19 protein-coding genes are annotated in these 15,808 nt (G+C 73.3%); 10 read left to right on the top strand and 9 right to left on the bottom strand.

Annotation, left to right across the window (positions count from 1 at the left end):
• Nucleotide 1 precedes the first annotated feature (1 nt).
• Together N7925_RS12195 and N7925_RS12190 are read left to right on the top strand one after the other, a co-directional pair.
• Nucleotides 2-574: a hypothetical protein gene (locus tag N7925_RS12195; protein ID WP_274343874.1), complete on the top strand. Its 573-nt coding sequence runs from the start codon at nt 2-4 to the stop codon at nt 572-574.
• Nucleotides 575-708: 134 nt separating this feature from the next.
• Nucleotides 709-1,158 carry a helix-turn-helix domain-containing protein gene (locus tag N7925_RS12190; RefSeq protein ID WP_274343873.1) on the top strand — a complete coding sequence of 150 codons (450 nt, stop codon included), beginning with the start codon at nt 709-711 and terminating at the stop codon, nt 1,156-1,158.
• 280 nt (nt 1,159-1,438) lie between these two features.
• On the opposite strand, the gene N7925_RS12185 is transcribed toward N7925_RS12190, so the two are convergent.
• Entirely contained in the window at nt 1,439-2,353 is a 915-nt protein-coding gene (locus tag N7925_RS12185; protein ID WP_265599676.1) for an alpha/beta fold hydrolase, read from the bottom strand.
• A gap of 105 nt (nt 2,354-2,458) precedes the next feature.
• Here N7925_RS12185 and N7925_RS12180 point away from each other — a divergent pair, with 105 nt between their 5' ends.
• Nucleotides 2,459-3,166: a TetR/AcrR family transcriptional regulator gene (locus N7925_RS12180; protein WP_265599675.1), complete on the top strand. Its 708-nt coding sequence runs from the start codon at nt 2,459-2,461 to the stop codon at nt 3,164-3,166.
• Between the two features lie 10 nt (nt 3,167-3,176).
• Here N7925_RS12180 and msrA read toward each other — a convergent pair whose 3' ends face one another.
• Nucleotides 3,177-3,842, bottom strand: a complete 666-nt coding sequence (gene msrA, locus N7925_RS12175; protein WP_274343872.1) for a peptide-methionine (S)-S-oxide reductase MsrA — start codon at nt 3,840-3,842, stop codon at nt 3,177-3,179.
• Nucleotides 3,843-3,919: 77 nt separating this feature from the next.
• Nucleotides 3,920-4,819: a LysR family transcriptional regulator gene (locus N7925_RS12170; RefSeq protein WP_274343871.1), complete on the bottom strand. Its 900-nt coding sequence runs from the start codon at nt 4,817-4,819 to the stop codon at nt 3,920-3,922.
• A gap of 98 nt (nt 4,820-4,917) precedes the next feature.
• Between N7925_RS12170 and N7925_RS12165 the strand changes: the two genes are divergently transcribed.
• Complete coding sequence (locus N7925_RS12165; RefSeq protein WP_274343870.1) at nt 4,918-6,135, top strand: MFS transporter; 1,218 nt, start codon at nt 4,918-4,920, stop codon at nt 6,133-6,135.
• Between the two features lie 97 nt (nt 6,136-6,232).
• On the opposite strand, the gene N7925_RS12160 is transcribed toward N7925_RS12165, so the two are convergent.
• Nucleotides 6,233-7,336 (bottom strand): hypothetical protein, encoded by a 1,104-nt coding sequence (locus N7925_RS12160; protein ID WP_265599673.1) that lies wholly within the window; start codon nt 7,334-7,336, stop codon nt 6,233-6,235.
• 67 nt (nt 7,337-7,403) lie between these two features.
• Here N7925_RS12160 and N7925_RS12155 point away from each other — a divergent pair, with 67 nt between their 5' ends.
• Nucleotides 7,404-8,549, top strand: coding sequence for a cystathionine gamma-synthase (locus N7925_RS12155; RefSeq protein ID WP_265599672.1), 1,146 nt, complete (start codon nt 7,404-7,406; stop codon nt 8,547-8,549).
• Between the two features lie 73 nt (nt 8,550-8,622).
• On the opposite strand, the gene N7925_RS12150 is transcribed toward N7925_RS12155, so the two are convergent.
• From N7925_RS12150 to N7925_RS12135, 4 genes are all read right to left on the bottom strand, one after another.
• Nucleotides 8,623-8,814, bottom strand: coding sequence for a DUF1059 domain-containing protein (locus tag N7925_RS12150; protein ID WP_265599671.1), 192 nt, complete (start codon nt 8,812-8,814; stop codon nt 8,623-8,625).
• A gap of 70 nt (nt 8,815-8,884) precedes the next feature.
• Entirely contained in the window at nt 8,885-9,142 is a 258-nt protein-coding gene (locus tag N7925_RS12145) for a hypothetical protein (RefSeq protein WP_274343869.1), read from the bottom strand.
• Nucleotides 9,139-9,663, bottom strand: a complete 525-nt coding sequence (locus tag N7925_RS12140; protein ID WP_265599669.1) for a sigma factor-like helix-turn-helix DNA-binding protein — start codon at nt 9,661-9,663, stop codon at nt 9,139-9,141. The genes N7925_RS12145 and N7925_RS12140 overlap by 4 nt, the downstream gene beginning before the upstream one ends.
• Before the next feature lie 207 nt (nt 9,664-9,870).
• Nucleotides 9,871-10,224 (bottom strand): PRC-barrel domain-containing protein, encoded by a 354-nt coding sequence (locus tag N7925_RS12135; RefSeq protein WP_265599668.1) that lies wholly within the window; start codon nt 10,222-10,224, stop codon nt 9,871-9,873.
• A gap of 337 nt (nt 10,225-10,561) precedes the next feature.
• Between N7925_RS12135 and N7925_RS12130 the strand changes: the two genes are divergently transcribed.
• Nucleotides 10,562-10,741 (top strand): hypothetical protein, encoded by a 180-nt coding sequence (locus N7925_RS12130; RefSeq protein WP_274343868.1) that lies wholly within the window; start codon nt 10,562-10,564, stop codon nt 10,739-10,741.
• A 224-nt stretch (nt 10,742-10,965) separates the two neighbouring features.
• On the opposite strand, the gene N7925_RS12125 is transcribed toward N7925_RS12130, so the two are convergent.
• Nucleotides 10,966-11,496, bottom strand: coding sequence for a MarR family winged helix-turn-helix transcriptional regulator (locus N7925_RS12125; RefSeq protein WP_274343867.1), 531 nt, complete (start codon nt 11,494-11,496; stop codon nt 10,966-10,968).
• Nucleotides 11,497-11,653: 157 nt separating this feature from the next.
• Here N7925_RS12125 and ilvA point away from each other — a divergent pair, with 157 nt between their 5' ends.
• The 4 genes from ilvA (at nt 11,654) to N7925_RS12105 (ending at nt 15,759) form a co-directional block, all read left to right on the top strand.
• Nucleotides 11,654-12,883 (top strand): threonine ammonia-lyase, encoded by a 1,230-nt coding sequence (gene ilvA, locus N7925_RS12120; protein ID WP_274343866.1) that lies wholly within the window; start codon nt 11,654-11,656, stop codon nt 12,881-12,883.
• Nucleotides 12,884-13,030: 147 nt separating this feature from the next.
• Nucleotides 13,031-14,053 (top strand): ATP-binding cassette domain-containing protein, encoded by a 1,023-nt coding sequence (locus tag N7925_RS12115; RefSeq protein WP_265599664.1) that lies wholly within the window; start codon nt 13,031-13,033, stop codon nt 14,051-14,053.
• The gene (locus N7925_RS12110; protein ID WP_274343865.1) at nt 14,050-14,913 is read left to right on the top strand and encodes an ABC transporter permease; all 864 of its coding nucleotides are present in this window, start codon (nt 14,050-14,052) and stop codon (nt 14,911-14,913) included. Before N7925_RS12115 ends, N7925_RS12110 begins: the two co-directional genes overlap by 4 nt.
• A 30-nt stretch (nt 14,914-14,943) precedes the next feature.
• Nucleotides 14,944-15,759 carry a DUF899 domain-containing protein gene (locus N7925_RS12105; protein ID WP_274343864.1) on the top strand — a complete coding sequence of 272 codons (816 nt, stop codon included), beginning with the start codon at nt 14,944-14,946 and terminating at the stop codon, nt 15,757-15,759.
• The last annotated feature ends 49 nt before the right edge of the window (nt 15,760-15,808 follow it).

The raw sequence follows: 15,808 nt of genomic DNA, 5'->3' as shown, positions 1-15,808 counted from the left end.
CATGACGATGAAGATCGTGCACCGGCCCCCGTCCGTCAGTGATACCGAGCGGCCCGTTCCGCGCTGGGCGATGCGCCTGGCCTACGCGTTGCCGCTGCTTCTGCTGCCGGCGTGCCTGTGGCGGCTGCCCTTCGCTCTGCACTTCACGATGGGGCAGGAGGCTCAGGAGGGCAGTCTGCCTGCCTACTGGCTGAGCATCCCGTACGTTCTCGGGCTCAGCGTGCTGACGGAAGTGATCGCGCTCCTGACGATCGGGCTGGTCCGGGGCTGGGGAGAGGTTGCGCCCGCCTGGATACCGCTCATCGGCGGCAGACGCGTCCGGCCGATGGCGGCCGTCGTCCCCGCCGTGCTCGGCGGCCTGATCCTCACCTTCCTGTTCACCGCCGTCCCGCTGGGCGACGGCCGCGACCTCACTCTCTACGGCGTCGTCGACTCCGTCGGGTACTCCAACGGAGTCTGGGAGGCTCTGGCGACGGCGTGCGTCACCCCCATCGCCGCTTGGGGGCCCATCACCATCGCCCTCGCGATCGCCTACTACCGGCGACGTCGAACCGCCGTCGCTGTGGCGGGGTGACCGCGCATCGTCTCCTCGAACCGTCCGTCCCCCGGTGTCGGCCGTCTGTCACGCGACTTCACCACCAGCAGATCCGCCCGGAGCGCAACGCCCGACCCGTGCCGGGGCGGCGCCGCGCTCCTAGGCTGGGGACGGTGAGCATCCGAGCGACGAACCAGGCCGACGTGATCCCTCTGCGCCCGCTCCCGGCGGCGGCACCGGCTCTGCCCCGGGAACCGCTCTGGCGTGACCTCGTCGGGGAGGTGCTGCGCCGCGAACGCCAGGCCCAGGGGCGGACGTTGAAGGACGTCGCCGAGGCGGCCCGCATCTCCATGCCGTATCTCTCCGAGGTGGAGCGGGGGCTCAAGGAGGCCTCCTCGGAGGTGCTGGCCGCCGCGGCCCAGGCGCTCGGCCTGAGCCTTGCCGACGTCCTGGCGCTGGCGGGAGAGCGGCTGGTCAGCCTCACGGCCGCGCGGTCCCGGTCGCGTTCGCTCGGGTCGGGTGTGGCCGGCGGCCGCCGGTCCGTACGGTCGACCGGTCCGGCGGGTTCGGTCGGTGCGATGCGTCCGTCGGGCCCGGTGGGCGGCGTACTGCTGGCCGCCTGAGCCGAGTGGGCGTTGCGCGGTCGCCTGGCCCGAGAGGAGGCTGCGCGGACGTCTGCGCGAAGGGACGTTGCGCGGTCACCTGGCCCGAGAGGGTGTTACCCGGTCGTCTGACCCGCGGGGTGTTACGCGGTCGCCCGCCCCGGGGGCATGGGGTGCTACGCGGTCGCCCGCCCCCGGGGGCATTGCGGGCGGTCGCCCGGGCCGGGAGAGGGTTGGTGCGCGGAGCCGTCGGGCCCCGGGGAGGGCCGGTACGCGGAGCCATCGGACCCGGGTAGGCCCGTTACGGGCGGTCGTCGACCCTCGCGGCCCGGTCCGCGAGTGCCCGTACTTCGGCGGCCACGGCGGCGTGCCGCTCGCGCGGGATGTCGTGGCCGACACCGGGCTGGAGGACGAGTCGGGCGTCGCGGATCGCCGCGGCGGTGGCCCGGCCCGCGGAGGGCTTGAGCACCGGGTCGTCCGTGCCGTGCAGCACCAGTGCGGGGACGCGCAGTTCGGCCAGGGGCGGACCGTTCCAGGGCGCCCCGATCTGGCGGGACTGGGCGTCCGGGTCGGCGATGCCGGTGTCCACGTCAGCGGTGATCCGCTCCAGGGCCTCCGCCTCGTCGAACGGGTAGCCGGGCGACGCGACGATCCGGGCCACCGCGAGCCCGGCCGCGATCCGTTCCTCCCGGTTCCGGGCGGGCTTGATGCGGGCGAACTTCGCGAGCGTGCCGAGCCGTACATGGCGGAAGGCTCCCAGCCCGCCGACATCGCTGGGGAGGGCGGCGGACGAGGTGAGCGTGCGCACCCGGCCCGGGTGGCGCAGGGCGACGCGCTGGGCGACGACGCCGCCCAGTGATTGCCCGAAGAGGTGCGCCGACTCCCAGCCGAGCGCGTCCATGACGGCGACGGCGTCGTCGGCCAAGTCCTCGGCGGTGTAGGCCGCACTTCGGCCGGCGGCCAGGGCGGCGAAGGGGTTGCCCCGGGCGGTGCGCTTCGGCACCCGGGTGGACTCTCCCGCGTCCCGCTGGTCGTAGCGGGCGACGGCGAATCCGGCGTCGGCGAAGGCCGCGCACAGCTCCCCGGGCCACCAGTGCCGGGAGACCGCGAGACCCATCACCAGGAGCAGCGGTTCGCCGTCCGTGCCCTCCCGGAGCCGGTCGTGGGCGAGCTCGACCGCACCGTTGCGGGCGAAGCGGCGTTCGGTCCAGGTCATGGCGGGCTCCTCCGGTGGACGACATTACTGCGAACGATGTTCGCGGTATTAGACTACAGCCAGTTCCGGAGCCCGGACGAGGGCACTGAGGGAAGGTGGCGGACCGTGGCCGATCGCGAGACCCGGCCGACGACCGTCTGGTCGCGTCCCGAGCGGGGTGCGCGCGGCCCCGCACCCGAACGAAGCCGCACCCAGATCACGGCGGCGGCCCTCGCCCTCGCCGACGCGGAGGGCCTGGCTGCCGTGTCGATGCGCGCGCTCGCACAGCGGCTGGGCACGGGGCCCGCCTCGCTCTACCGCTACGTGGGGAGCAGGGACGAGCTGCTGGACCTCATGGCGGACGCGGTCGCGGGCGAACTGGACCTCTCCGGGCCCACCGGCGGCGACTGGCTGGACGATCTCGTCGGCCTGGCCCTCCAGTCCAGGGACGCGCACGTCCGGCACCCGTGGCTGGCCGATCTGAACGACCGGCGCGGCGAGGTGCTGGGCCCGCACGCCATCGACTACCTCGACCACGCGCTCGGGATTCTGGCCCCCGCGCCGGGCACGGCCGGGCAGAAGCTGGAGGCCATCGGTCTCCTCGGCGGCCTGGCCGTTCTCTTCGCCCGCCGCGCGACCGGCGCGACGGGCGGCGGCGACCCGTCCGCCCAGGCGGCCCACCTGGCCGCCGTCGCCGCCGAGGGCCGCCACCCGCACCTGCTCGCCGCCCTCACCTCGGCCGGCGCACCGCCGGCCGACCGGGACGCGCTGTTCGTCACGCTGCTGCGGCGGCTGCTTCCGGCGATGCTCGGCCAGGGGGCGGCGCAGGAGTAAGGTCCCGGGATCAGCCCTCGGCCGGGGCCACGCCGATCGGGCACGAGACGCCCGTCCCGCCGATGCCGCAGTAGCCGCCCGGGTTCTTTTCCAGGTACTGCTGGTGATGCGCCTCCGCCGGCCAGAACGGGCGGCCGTCGGCCGGAAGGATCTCCGTGGTGATCTCCTTGTGGCCCGACGCCGTCAGGACCTTCTGGTACGCCGCACGGGAGGCGTCGGCGGCCGCTGCCTGGGCGGGGGAGTGGGTGTAGATCGCGGAGCGGTACTGGGTGCCCACGTCGTTGCCCTGGCGGAAGCCCTGGGTCGGGTTGTGCGACTCCCAGAAGAGCTTCAGCAGTTCCTCGTACGTGACGACGGCCGGGTCGAAGACCACGCGTACCGCCTCCGTGTGCCCGGTCAGACCCGAGCAGGCCTCCTCGTACGAGGGGTTCTCCGTGTAGCCGCCCTGGTAGCCGACGAGCGTCGTCCAGACGCCCTCGGTCTGCCAGAACTTCCGCTCCGCACCCCAGAAACAGCCCAGTGCGAAGTCCGCCACCTCCAGGCCCTCCGGATACGGGCCCACCAGGGGGTTGCCGAGGACCGTGTGGCGGGAGGGGACGGTGAATTCGGGGACGGGGCGGCCGCGCAGGGCCTGCTCCGGGGTGGGGAGCTCAGGGGTGCGGTGGTTCAGGAACATGCGGGGGCTCCTCCGGGGGGTCGGTGTTCGGTATGTACAACACGGGAGCGGCCGCCGGGATTCCGGGCGGTGGCCGCTCACCCGGCGGCACCGGCGACGTCCGCCAGCGCCCGGGCGAAACCACGCGTCCGGGCCGTCTCGTGGTTCCGGTGCCACACCAACGCGAGTGAGGAGTCCGGGAGGCCGGTGACCGGGACGAAGGCCACCGCGTGACTGCCGTAGTAGTCCGCCGTCGGGTCGCACAGCAGCATGGCGCCCCGGTCCGCCCGCACCAGGGCCAACGCCTCCTGCAGGCTGCTCACCGCGGGCCCGGCCGGGATCGCGCGGCCGCCGGGCGTGACGACCGGGGCCTGGGCCAGCCGCCAGTACTCCGGGGCCGCCCCGGCGACGCCGATGAGCGGGCAGCCCGCCAACTCCTCCGCTTCGATGCCGGGGCGGCGCGCGTACGGGTGCCGGTCGGAGACGGCGAGGGTCAGCGGCCGGGCCGAGAAGACCGGACCGATCACCAGCGCGTCGTCCCGGACCGGCATCAGCACCACCGCCGCGTCCACCTCACCCCGGTGCACCGCGCCGAACGGGTCGGAGAGCGGGATCTCCACGATCTCGGCTGCGCAGTCGGGATGCCCGTCCCGGAAGGCCGTGACCGCCCGCAGCAACGCGTCGTTCGCCGTGCCCTGGAAGCCGACCCGGAACACGCCCCCCAGACCCCGCGCCACCTCCCGCACCTCGTCGATCGTCGTGACGATCGCGTCGAAGGCGGGACGCAGACCCGTGTGGAGCTGTTCGCCGAGCGGGGTGAGCCGGACCCGGCGGCTCGTCCGGTCGACCAGCCGGCCGCCGATCCGGCTCTCCAAAGCCCGCAGCAGCTGGCTGATCCGGCTTTGGGAGAGGTAGAGGCGCTCTCCGGCCCGGCCGAAGTGGAGCTCCTCGGCCAGCGCGAGGAAGGCCTCCAGCTCCCGGATCGCCGGGTTGCTCATGCGCCCCCGCCTCCCCGGTCCACATCGATGAGTCCAGCTCATAGAAGGATGAGAGTCCGGTCGTTGTTCCCGTCCACCGCCCCCGGTTGGCTGGAGGCATGACACAGGCTCACGCATCCTCGACCGCCCCGGCCGCCCGGCCGGCGCCCGCACCCAACGGCTGGCCGGGGGTGGTGGCCCTCGCGCTCGGCACGTTCACGGTGGTCACGTCCGAGATGCTGCCCGTCGGGCTGCTCACGCCGATGGGCCGCTCGCTCGACGTCCCGGAGGGCGTGGCCGGTCTGACGCTCACCATCAGCGGTCTCGTCGCGGCCCTCTCGGCCCCCGCCCTTGTCCCGCTGCTCGGCCGCGCCGACCGGCGTGCGGCCCTGTGCGTGCTGGTCGCGGTGCTGGTCGTCGGCAACCTCGGTGCGGCCTGGGCACCGGACTTCGGGACCATGGTCGCCGCCCGCGTCCTGGTGGGCGTCGGCATGGGCGGCGTCTGGGCCGTCGCGGCCGGGCTCGCGGTGCGCCTGGTCCCGGCGAAGTCCGCCGGCGCCGCCACCTCTCTGGTCTTCAGCGGCATCGCCGTCGCGTCCGTCCTGGGCGTACCCGCCGGAACGTACCTCGGCGATCTCGCGGGCTGGCGTGCCGCGTTCCTGGCGGCCGCCGCGCTCGGGGCCGTGGTGCTGGTCGCGGCGGCGGTCCTGCTGCCCCGGCTGCCCGCCGAGCGGGCGGTTCCGCTCGGCGGGGTGCTGCGGCTGACCCGCGACCCCCGGCTGCGGACCGGTCTCCTCGTCGTCGGCTTCCTGGTCACCGGGCACTTCGCCGCGTACACCTACGTCAGGCCGGTCCTGGAGGACGTCTCCGGCGTCGGCGCGGGCACGATCGGCGCCCTGCTCCTGGTGTACGGGGTCGCCGGCGTGGCCGGGAACTTCCTTGCCGGGGCCGGAGCCGCCCGCACACCGCGCACGACGCTGCTGGTGATCGGCGCGGTCCTGGCGCTCACCCTGGCGGCTCTGCCGTGGCTGGGCGGCTCCCCGGCCCTCGCGGCCGTACTGATGGCGGTCTGGGGCCTCGGCTACGGCGGTGTCTCGGTGGCCACCCAGACCTGGGTGCTGCTCGCCGCGCCCGACGCCCGCGAGGCGGCCTCGTCGCTCTTCGTCGCGGTCTTCAACGGCGCCATCGCGCTCGGGGCGCTGGCTGGTGGGCTGGTTGCGGACGGCATCGGCGTCACGGCGGCCATGGGGACTGGCGCGGCTCTCGTGGCCGGTGCGCTGGTGACCACGGCGGTCGGCAGGGCCCCAGCACCCGGACCCGCACCGGCCGGGCCGTGATCCCGTACGGATCGATCCGCGTACGGGGTGACCACCAGGAGAGCAGGGGACCAGGACCGGGAGACCAGAGGACCAGGAGACCAGGGGACCTGGAGTCTCAGTGCGGCAGCGTCGCCGGGCTGCCGCCGTTCGCCTCGTAGCCGGCGACCGCCAGCGCCCGGTAGACCGTGTACTGCGCGGCCGGGTCCGCGTCCGCCGTCCACGGCAGCGCGCCCACGTGGCCGTCGATCCGGATCAGCTGGTGCATCGCCTCCGACCAGCGCTCCATGTGGACCAGGAACAGCACCAGCAGGTGGCGCACATGGGCCAGCATCGGGTCGTCCGGGCGGGCCGCGTGCACCGCGAACATCGCGCCCTCGACCGCCTTGGTGACCACCTGGCCCCGGTAGAAGCCCTGCACGAGGTTGACCTCCGGCAGGTGCTCGTACACCGCGAACAGCGGCAGCGCCGCGAGCAGCGAACCCCGCGGGGCGCGGGCGGCGGCGGCCGTGGCGAAGGCCTCGGCGTCCTTGCGGGAGCCGTGCCACCTCTCGGAGTGGAAGTGCAGCGCGGCGATGTGCGCGCCCATGTGGGCCGGAGCCCGGTCGATGATCTTCGCCCAGAGCTGGTCGAACTGCTCGGGGGTGTAGCCGAGTCCCCGGGCCACCGCCAGCTCCACGATGTACGGGACGGGGTCGCCCGGCGCGAGGAGGGCCGCCTCGCCGCAGACCGTACGGGCCTCCTCCAGGATGATCCGGAAGTCGTCGCTCCCCGCCGCCGAGGACCGCCACGCCTGCTGCACCAGGAACTCCGCGTGCACCGCCGCACCGCCCGCGTCCTTCGGGGACTCCGCGCGCCAGTTCCGCAGCCACGCGCCGCCCTCCCCGGGCCGCCGCGCCAGCTCCAGCGAGGCCGCGCCCGCGAAGGCCTGGATCCGCTGCCAGCGCACCTCGCCGTCCTTCGGCGTCCCGGCGAGCAGCTGGGCGGCGGCCCGCCAGTCCTGGGTGCCCTGGACGACGTCGAGCACGTCCAGGAGGTCCTGGTCGGGTCCGGGCATCCGGACGTCCAGCTCCTCCTGGCGGGCGAAGCCGTACGTGTCCGGGTCGGCGGCGTCCGGCGAACCGGGGGCGACCTGACGGATACCGCCCCGGCGGCGCATGACCCAGGGGCCGATGACCGCCGCGAACAGGCACATCGCGAGCAGGAACAACAGAATCTCCATGACCCCATTGTCACCGGAGCGGCGAGTGGCCGGTAAGGGCCCTCTCCACGAACTACGCTCGGGCCTCATGAGCGACCAGCACAGTTTCGAAACCCTCGCCATCCACGCGGGGAACACCGCGGACCCCCTCACCGGCGCGGTGGTTCCGCCGATCTACCAGGTCTCCACGTACAAGCAGGACGGCGTGGGCGGACTGCGCGGCGGCTACGAGTACAGCCGCAGCGCCAACCCGACCCGCACCGCCCTGGAGGAGAACCTCGCGGCCCTCGAAGGCGGCCGCCGCGGCCTCGCCTTCGCCTCCGGCCTCGCCGCCGAGGACTGCCTCCTGCGTACGCTGCTGACCCCCGGCGACCACGTGGTCATCCCGAACGACGCCTACGGCGGCACGTTCCGGCTGTTCGCGAAGGTCGCCTCGCGGTGGGGCGTGGAGTTCTCGGTGGCGGACACCTCGGACGTGGCCGCCGTACGGGACGCGCTCACCCCGCGGACCAAGGCGATCTGGGTGGAGACCCCGTCCAACCCGCTGCTCGGCATCACCGACATCGCCGCCGTGGCGCAGGTCGCCCGGCAGGCCGGGGCCCGCCTCGTCGTCGACAACACCTTCGCCTCGCCCTACCTCCAGCAGCCCCTCGCGCTCGGCGCCGACGTCGTCGTGCACTCCACCACCAAGTACATGGGCGGCCACTCCGACGTCGTCGGCGGCGCGCTCGTCGTCAGCGACCCGGAACTCGCCGAGGAACTGGCGTACCATCAGAACGCCATGGGCGCGGTCGCCGGACCCTTCGACGCCTGGCTCGTGCTGCGCGGCATCAAGACCCTCGCCGTCCGCATGGACCGGCACACCGAGAACGCCACCAAGGTCACCGACCTGCTGACCCGGCACCCCAAGGTCTCCCAGGTCCTCTACCCGGGCCTGCCCGGACACCCCGGCCACGAGGTCGCCGCCAAGCAGATGAAGGCGTTCGGCGGCATGGTGTCCTTCCGCGTCGCGGACGGCGAGGAGGCGGCGGTCGAGGTCTGCAACCGGGCGAAGCTCTTCACGCTCGGCGAGTCCCTCGGCGGAGTGGAGTCGCTGATCGAGCACCCGGGGCGGATGACGCACGCCTCCGTCGCGGGCTCCCTGCTGGAGGTCCCGGCCGACCTGGTGCGGCTCTCCGTCGGCATCGAGAACGGCGACGACCTGATCGCCGACCTCACCCAGGCGCTGGGCTGACCCGGCAGAAGTGAAGCCGACCCGGCAGAAGTGAGAGGGGCGCCCACCGGAACCGGTGGGCGCCCCTCATGCGTCAGACGCCCACCTTCTCGTCCTTCAGCATGGCCCTGACCTGCTCACGCAGTTCGGGGCCGTCCTCGTGCCCGTGGACGGACGCGGCGTGCTCGCTCGCGGCCCGGACGACCTCGTCCTCCTCACCGGAGAGGGTGAGGGTGCAGTTCATCTCGCTCGGATACTCGCGGCAGTCCGCGATCTTCCTCGTCATCACGGCCTCCTCGGCTCGTTCGACGGCCGACCCCACCAGCGTAGGCCCGCCGCCCCCGGACCCCAACGGCTCACCAGCCCTCCAACGGGGGAGTGACCTGCGCGGGCTCGGTCTCCCACGGCTGCTCGACCCCGGCCCAGACGAGGAACGCCGCGAACGCCACGGCCAGCAGCCAGAACGCCGTCCGCCGCACCGCCCGGCGCAGCCGCAGCCGGCGCCCGCCGCGCCGCACCGCCCGCGCGGCCAGGCCGGGCGGCAGGGCCGGGTGCGGGCCGTCCAGCATCCGGCGGACCTGCTCCTCGCGCGGGTCCCGGCGGTCGGCGCTCACGGTGCCGCCCGGGAGCCCGGGGCCGGCCGCGGCCCGGCCGTACCGTGCGAGGGCGCCCGCCCCGGGCCGACGGCGCGCCGCGGCGCGCGCAGCGCCGCCACCGCCCGGGCGCACACCGCGCGGATCCGGTCGCCCGGCAGCCCGAGCAGCGCCGCCGTCTGCTCCTCGCCGACCTCCTCGTACACCCGCAGGACGAGAACGAGCCGTTCGACGGGGGTCAGCCCGTCCAGCGGACCGCCGCGCGGTCGCTGGTGGCGCCGGGCCTCCCGGGCGAACCGGAGCACCAGCTCCCGGCGGGCCAGGTCGTAGGGGTCACCGCCGCGCAGCCCGTCCCAGTCGGCGTACGTACGGGCGAGCGCCGCGTGCAGCAGCCGCTCGGCCCGCCCATACGCGCCCGGCGGGTGCGACGGTTCGCCGGTGAGCAGCGTCGCCGTGTGCAGCAGACGACCGCCCGCGCCCGCCACGAAGGCCTCGAACTCCAGGGCGCGGAGCCGGTCCCGGTGGGTCGCCCGCTCTGCCATGGACCACATACGAGCCCCGGCGCACCGCCCCGGTCAAGAGTCCGGACGCGGTCGGGGCGGGAAGGGCCGGGTTCGCGGCCCCCCCCGGGGCACTGCACGCAGACCCTTCGTCGCAACGAGTGGTGACGGGTGGCGTACTCGGCGGACGGCGGGCGGGGCGGGACGCCTGATGCGTCCCGCCCCGCCCGCCGTGCGTACTGCGTCGCGTCAGACGCGGCGGTGGCGGCCGTAGTACTCGCCGGTCGTGCGGTGAAAGTCCGTGTCGCCGATGTGCTTGTCCTTGTCGAATTCCGGAGAGTCCTTGACCTGGTCCTTGGTGAGGTCGAGGTAGACCTTCTTCTCATCGCTGTCGATCCGGTTCACCGTGCCCGCCGGGAGCAGAACGTGCTTACCGAGAATCCACACGCCGGTGTCGACCACCAGATACGAGGACGTGACGTCGTCGGAATGCTTGTCGACCTTGCCGATGCTGCCGTCCGTCGCCTCGACCTTGTAACCGATCAGGTCGGTGCCGACGGTGTGGCCGACGCTCGGCTGATAGCCCCACAGGTTCTCGCTCATGGGAAGCTCCTTCGTTCGTAGAGAAAACAATGAACGTATTCAGGGCGGCCTTCAGGAGCGTGCCGAAACGGTTCGCTCTCTCGTTCCGGCGAAATTCCTTTGCTTCAGCAACCGCTGATCAGCCTCGTGCCCCGGGTCGTCCGGGATACACCTCCGAAATCGGTTGTTTTCCGGTCCGGTTTCAGGGAAGCCGGGCGCCTGCTCGAAGTCTGTTCACCGGATTACCGGACTCGTTGATCGACTCCGACGCGCGGTGAGCTTTTCTCCAGGGGGCGTCGGGGCCTACCTCTCCCGATGTCGGGCACACGGAGGAAACCGCTCGGAAGGAGCCACTCACATGCTGGGTATAGCCGCCGCAGTACTGTTCTTCATCGCGTTCCTCATCAACGCGGCCGACATCTCCACCAACGACGTGTTCGCGTCGGGCAACGTGATGCTGCTCGGCCTCCTGCTCCTGGCCCTGCACGTCGCGGGGGTGGGCGCCGGCAGCCGGATCGGCGGTTCGCGCAGGCGCTGAGGCACCCCGCAAGGCACGGCCGGCCCGGCCGCACGGCCAGAACTCTGGACCGTGCGGCCGGGCCGTGCTGTTCCTTCGGCCAACCGAAACGCCCGAGTGCGCTCACCGGACAGTGCTCTGCCGGTCGCCTTCCTGCTGGCACGCGAAACTCATCGAGGGCGAGGGCGAGGACGACGCGCCTGACGCTCGGGTGCCCCCCGGGGCTGACCGCCGCCCGCGCCCCGTCAGTCGGACTGCGGCGGCTGGTACGCGGCCTGCCGGGCGGCCAACGACCCGTTGAAACGGGTGAGCAGGGCGCAGAACGTGTCCCGCTCCTCCTGCGACCAGCCGTCCGTCACCTGGGACATCAGCTCGCGCCGCGAAGCCCGGACCTCTTCCAGCCGGGCCTGACCGCGCGGCGAGAGCTGGAGCACCACGGCCCGGCCGTCCTCCGGATGCGACGTGCGTTTCACCAGACCGGTGTCGACGAGCGGAGCGACCTGTCGCGTCACCGTCGAGGAGTCGATGCCCATCCCGGCCGCCAACGCCTTGACGCCCATCGGACCTTCCCGGTCCAGCCGGTTCAGCAGCAGGTACGCCGCCCGGTCCATCGAGTTGCGGACCTGGCCGACACCGCCGAGGCGGGTCTGCTCGGCACGGCGGGCGAAGACCGCCACCTCATGCTGGAGGGAGTCCAGCAGGCGGTCGGGGCCCGGGTGTTCGGGGACGGCGCCCCCGGAAGGAGGCGCAGCAGTCGTCATGTCCTGAGGGGGCATGGCCGGGGGCTCTCTTCGTGCGGTGTCGGATGGGTGGGGGACAGAGTACGCGGCCCCGGGGCAACGCGTACCAGTGCCGCACAAACCTGCGGACACCACCGCAGGCCGCCATGAGACAAGTCTGCCGCGCCCGGTCGGAGCTGCAAGACTTGCGGACATGAGCTTCCGCGCGACCGCCCGCCACCCGGCCCTGATCCTCGACGACGTCCGGGGCGCGCAGAAGATGCTGTCCGGGGTGGCCCGGGTGACCGCGCTGGAGGGCAGCCGCCATCTGACCGAGCTGGTCGGCTCCCCGGTGCACCTCAAGTGCGAGAACCTCCAGCGCACCGGCTCCTTCAAACTGCGCGGCGCGTACGTCCGGATCTCCGGCCTCACCCCGGTGGAACGAGCGGCCGGGGTGGTCGCCGCCAGCGCCGGGAACCACGCCCAGGGCGTCGCGCTGGCCTCGTCGCTCCTCGGCGTACGCTCCACGGTCTTCATGCCCGTCGGGGCGCCCCTGCCCAAGGTCGCCGCGACCCGGGAGTACGGGGCCGAGGTGCGGCTGCACGGCCAGGTCGTCGACGAGACCCTCGCCGCCGCCCGGCGGTACGCGGAGGAGACCGGCGCGGTCTTCATCCACCCCTTCGACCACCCCGACATCATCGCGGGCCAGGGCACCGTGGGGCTGGAGATCCTGGAGCAGTGCCCCGAGGTCCGCACGATCGTCCTCGGCGTCGGCGGCGGCGGGTTCGCCGCGGGCGTCGCCGTCGCGGTGAAGGCCCTGCGCCCCGACGTCCGGATCATCGGCGTCCAGGCCGAGGGGGCCGCCTGCTACCCGCCGTCCCTGGCCGCCGGGCACCCCGTCTCCCTCGACTCCCCGGCCACGATGGCCGACGGCATCAAGGTGGGCCGGCCCGGCGACGTACCGTACCGGCTGATCGAGGAGCTGGTCGACGAGGTCCGCACGGTCACCGAGGACGAGCTGTCCAGTGCGCTGCTGCTCTGCCTGGAGCGGGCCAAGCTGGTCGTCGAACCGGCCGGGGCCAGCCCGGTGGCGGCGCTGCTCAGCGACCCGAAGGCGTTCCGGGGGCCGGTGGTGGCCGTGCTGTCCGGTGGCAACGTCGACCCGCTGCTGATGCAGCGCATCCTGCGGCACGGGATGTCCGCCGCGGGCCGCTACCTGAGCCTGCGGCTGCGCCTCACCGACCGTCCGGGGGCGCTGGCCTCCCTGCTGGCCGCGCTGACCGTGGCCGACGCCAACGTCCTCGACATCAGCCATGTGCGCACCGACCCGCGCCTCGGCCTGACCGAGGCGGAGGTCGACCTGCATCTGGAGACCAAGGGGCCGCAGCACTGCGCGGAGGTCGAGGCGGCGCTGCGGGCGGCGGGCTTCCGGGTGATGGGCTGAGGCGGTCGCACGGGGGACCCACCGCGCGCCGGGCGCCGGGGATACGCCCGTTCACCGGGCGGCGGCGGCCCGACGATCCTAGGATCGGACCGGAAGGCCGCCGCCGGCGACACCATCACCATCCGCGAGTGACGGGGGAGCCCCTCCATGCCAGGTGCGATCCACGCCGAAGGTCTGGTGAAGACCTTCGGTGACGTACGAGCCCTCGACGGCGTCGATTTCGACGTCCCCGAAGGCACGGTCCTCGGACTGCTCGGGCCCAACGGCGCGGGCAAGACCACCGCCGTACGGGTGCTGACCACGCTGCTGCGCCCGGACAGCGGCACCGCCGTCGTGGCCGGCATCGACGTACTGAAGAAGCCCAACGAGGTACGCCGCTCGATCGGGCTCTCCGGGCAGTTCGCCGCGGTCGACGAGTACCTGACCGGCCGGGAGAACCTCCAGATGGTCGGGCAGCTCTACCAGCTCAGCGCCCGGGACGCGAAGGCCCGGGCGGGCGTCCTGCTGGACCGGTTCAACCTCGGCGACGCCGCCGACCGCACCGCCAAGACGTACTCCGGCGGTATGCGCCGACGCCTCGACCTCGCGGCGGCGCTCGTCGTGTCGCCGCCCGTGATGTTCATGGACGAGCCGACGACCGGCCTCGACCCGCGCAACCGGCAGCAGCTCTGGGACGTGATCGAGGACCTGGTGGCGGGCGGCACGACGCTGCTGCTGACCACGCAGTATCTGGAGGAGGCCGACCGCCTCGCCCACGACATCTGCGTCATCGACCACGGCAAGGTCATCGCCCGCGGCACCTCCGACCAGCTCAAGGCCCGCACCGGCGGTGAGCGCGTCGAGGTCGTCGTGCACCGCCCGGACGAGATCGAGCGCGCCCGGTCCGTGCTGACCGCCCTCGGCAAGGGAGAGGTCGCCGTCGCCCAGCTCTCCCGCAAGCTGACCGCCCCGGTCAGCGGCGGGGCCAAGCTGCTGGCCGAGATCATCCGCGACCTGGACGCCCAGGGCGTGGAGATCGACGACATCGCCCTGCGCAGGCCCACCCTGGACGACGTCTTCCTCTCCCTCACCGGCCACGCGGCCGAGGTGCGCGAGAACGGGGACGAGGAGCCCGACGGAGCCGTAGCGGAACGTTCCCCCGACTCCCGGAGCAAGGAGGACACCCGGTGAGCGCGATCGCCAAGGACGCCCCCTCGTTGGTCCCCCGCCCCGCCGGGGGCGTCACGCAGTCCGTGAAGGACTCCCTCGTCGTCGCCAAGCGGAATCTGATCCGGATGACCCGGATCCCCGAAATGGTGATCTTCGGGCTGATCCAGCCGATCATGTTCGTGGTGCTCTTCACCTACGTCTTCGGCGGCTCCATCAGCATCGGCGGCTCGACCGACCCGCAGCTGTACAAGGAGTTCCTGATGGCGGGCATCTTCGCCCAGACCGTCACCTTCGCCACCGCGGGCGCCGGCGCGGGTATCGCCGACGACATGCACAAGGGGCTCATCGACCGTTTCCGGTCGCTGCCCATGGCCCGGGGCGCGGTCCTCACCGGACGGACGCTCGCCGACCTCGTACAGACCACGCTCACCCTCGTCGTGCTCGCGCTAGTCGCCCTGATCGTCGGCTGGCGCACCCACGAGAACATCGGCAAGGTGATCTGCGGCTTCCTGCTGCTGCTCCTGCTCGGCTACGCGTTCTCCTGGATCGGAGCGCTGATCGGCCTGTCCGTGCGCACCCCGGAGGCGGCGACCTCCGGCGGTCTGATCTGGCTGTTCCCGCTGACGTTCATCTCGAACGCCTTCGTGCCGGTCACCGGCATGCCGACGTTCCTCCAGCACGTCGCCGAGTGGAACCCCTTCAGCGCCACGGTGGCCGGGGCCCGCGAGCTCTTCGGGAACACGATGCCGGGCGTGCCGAGGTCCGTCACCGGGGCCTGGCCGATGGAGCACCCGATCCTCGCCTCCATCATCTGGTCCGTGCTGATCATCGTGGTCTTCCGCACCCTCGCGGTCCGCAAATACCGCTCGGCCGCCGTCTGACGCCCGCCACGCGACCCCACGGAGGCAACCATGACCAGCACTCCGGACGACCCGGCCACCGGCCTGCCCGGCGCGCCGCCCGTCGTCGACCGGGCCACCTGGCAGGCGGCCCGGGACGAGCTCCTGGTCCGGGAGAAGGCCCACACCCGCCAGGGCGACGCGCTCGCCGCGGCCCGCCGCCGGCTGCCGATGGTGGAGGTCGACGGGACGGCCGAGGTCGTCGGACCCGAGGGCCCGGTCCCGTTCCTCGACCTGTTCGAGGGCCGCCGGGAGCTCGTCGTCTACCAGCACATGTGGTACGACGGCGCACCGCACCAGGGCCAGTGCGAGGGCTGCACCGACGCGGTCTGGCACATGAGGGACGCCGTCTACCTCAACGCCCGGGGCGTCTCGTTCGCCGTCGTGACCACGGGCTCCTGGGACGAGGTGGCCGCCTTCACCGCGTTCATGGGCTATACCCAGCCCTGGTACTCGGTGCGGGGCCTGGACGCGCCGATCGGCGGCGAGATGGGACACCTCGCCTGCTTCCTGCGCGACGGCGGGCGCGTGTTCCTCACCTACTCCACCACGGGCCGCGGAATCGAGGCGGCCAACGGCTCCTTCGGCCTGCTCGACCTGACGCCCTACGGCCGCGGCGAGGCGTGGGAGGACCGGCCCGAGGGCCGGCCCGCGATCGGCCGGGTCCGCGACGGCTATCCGGGCGAGGCCGGCCAGGCCTGCTGGTACTGGCGCACCGACGCGGACGGGACCGCGAGCTGGGGCCCGGCCAGCCGCCCCACCCCGCAGTGGACCCGCCCCGGCGCGACGCCCGAGAAGACCCTCGGCCGCACCGGCGACTGCTCCTGACCCGGCCCGCGGGAACGGCCCGGGTGCGGACGGCGGGGGCGGGGAGCCC

It is taken from the genome of Streptomyces sp. CA-278952, assembly GCF_028747205.1.
GTDB lineage: Bacteria > Actinomycetota > Actinomycetes > Streptomycetales > Streptomycetaceae > Streptomyces.
Note: the sequence above shows the minus strand (reverse complement) of the source record. Positions and strands in the feature narration are given on the sequence as shown.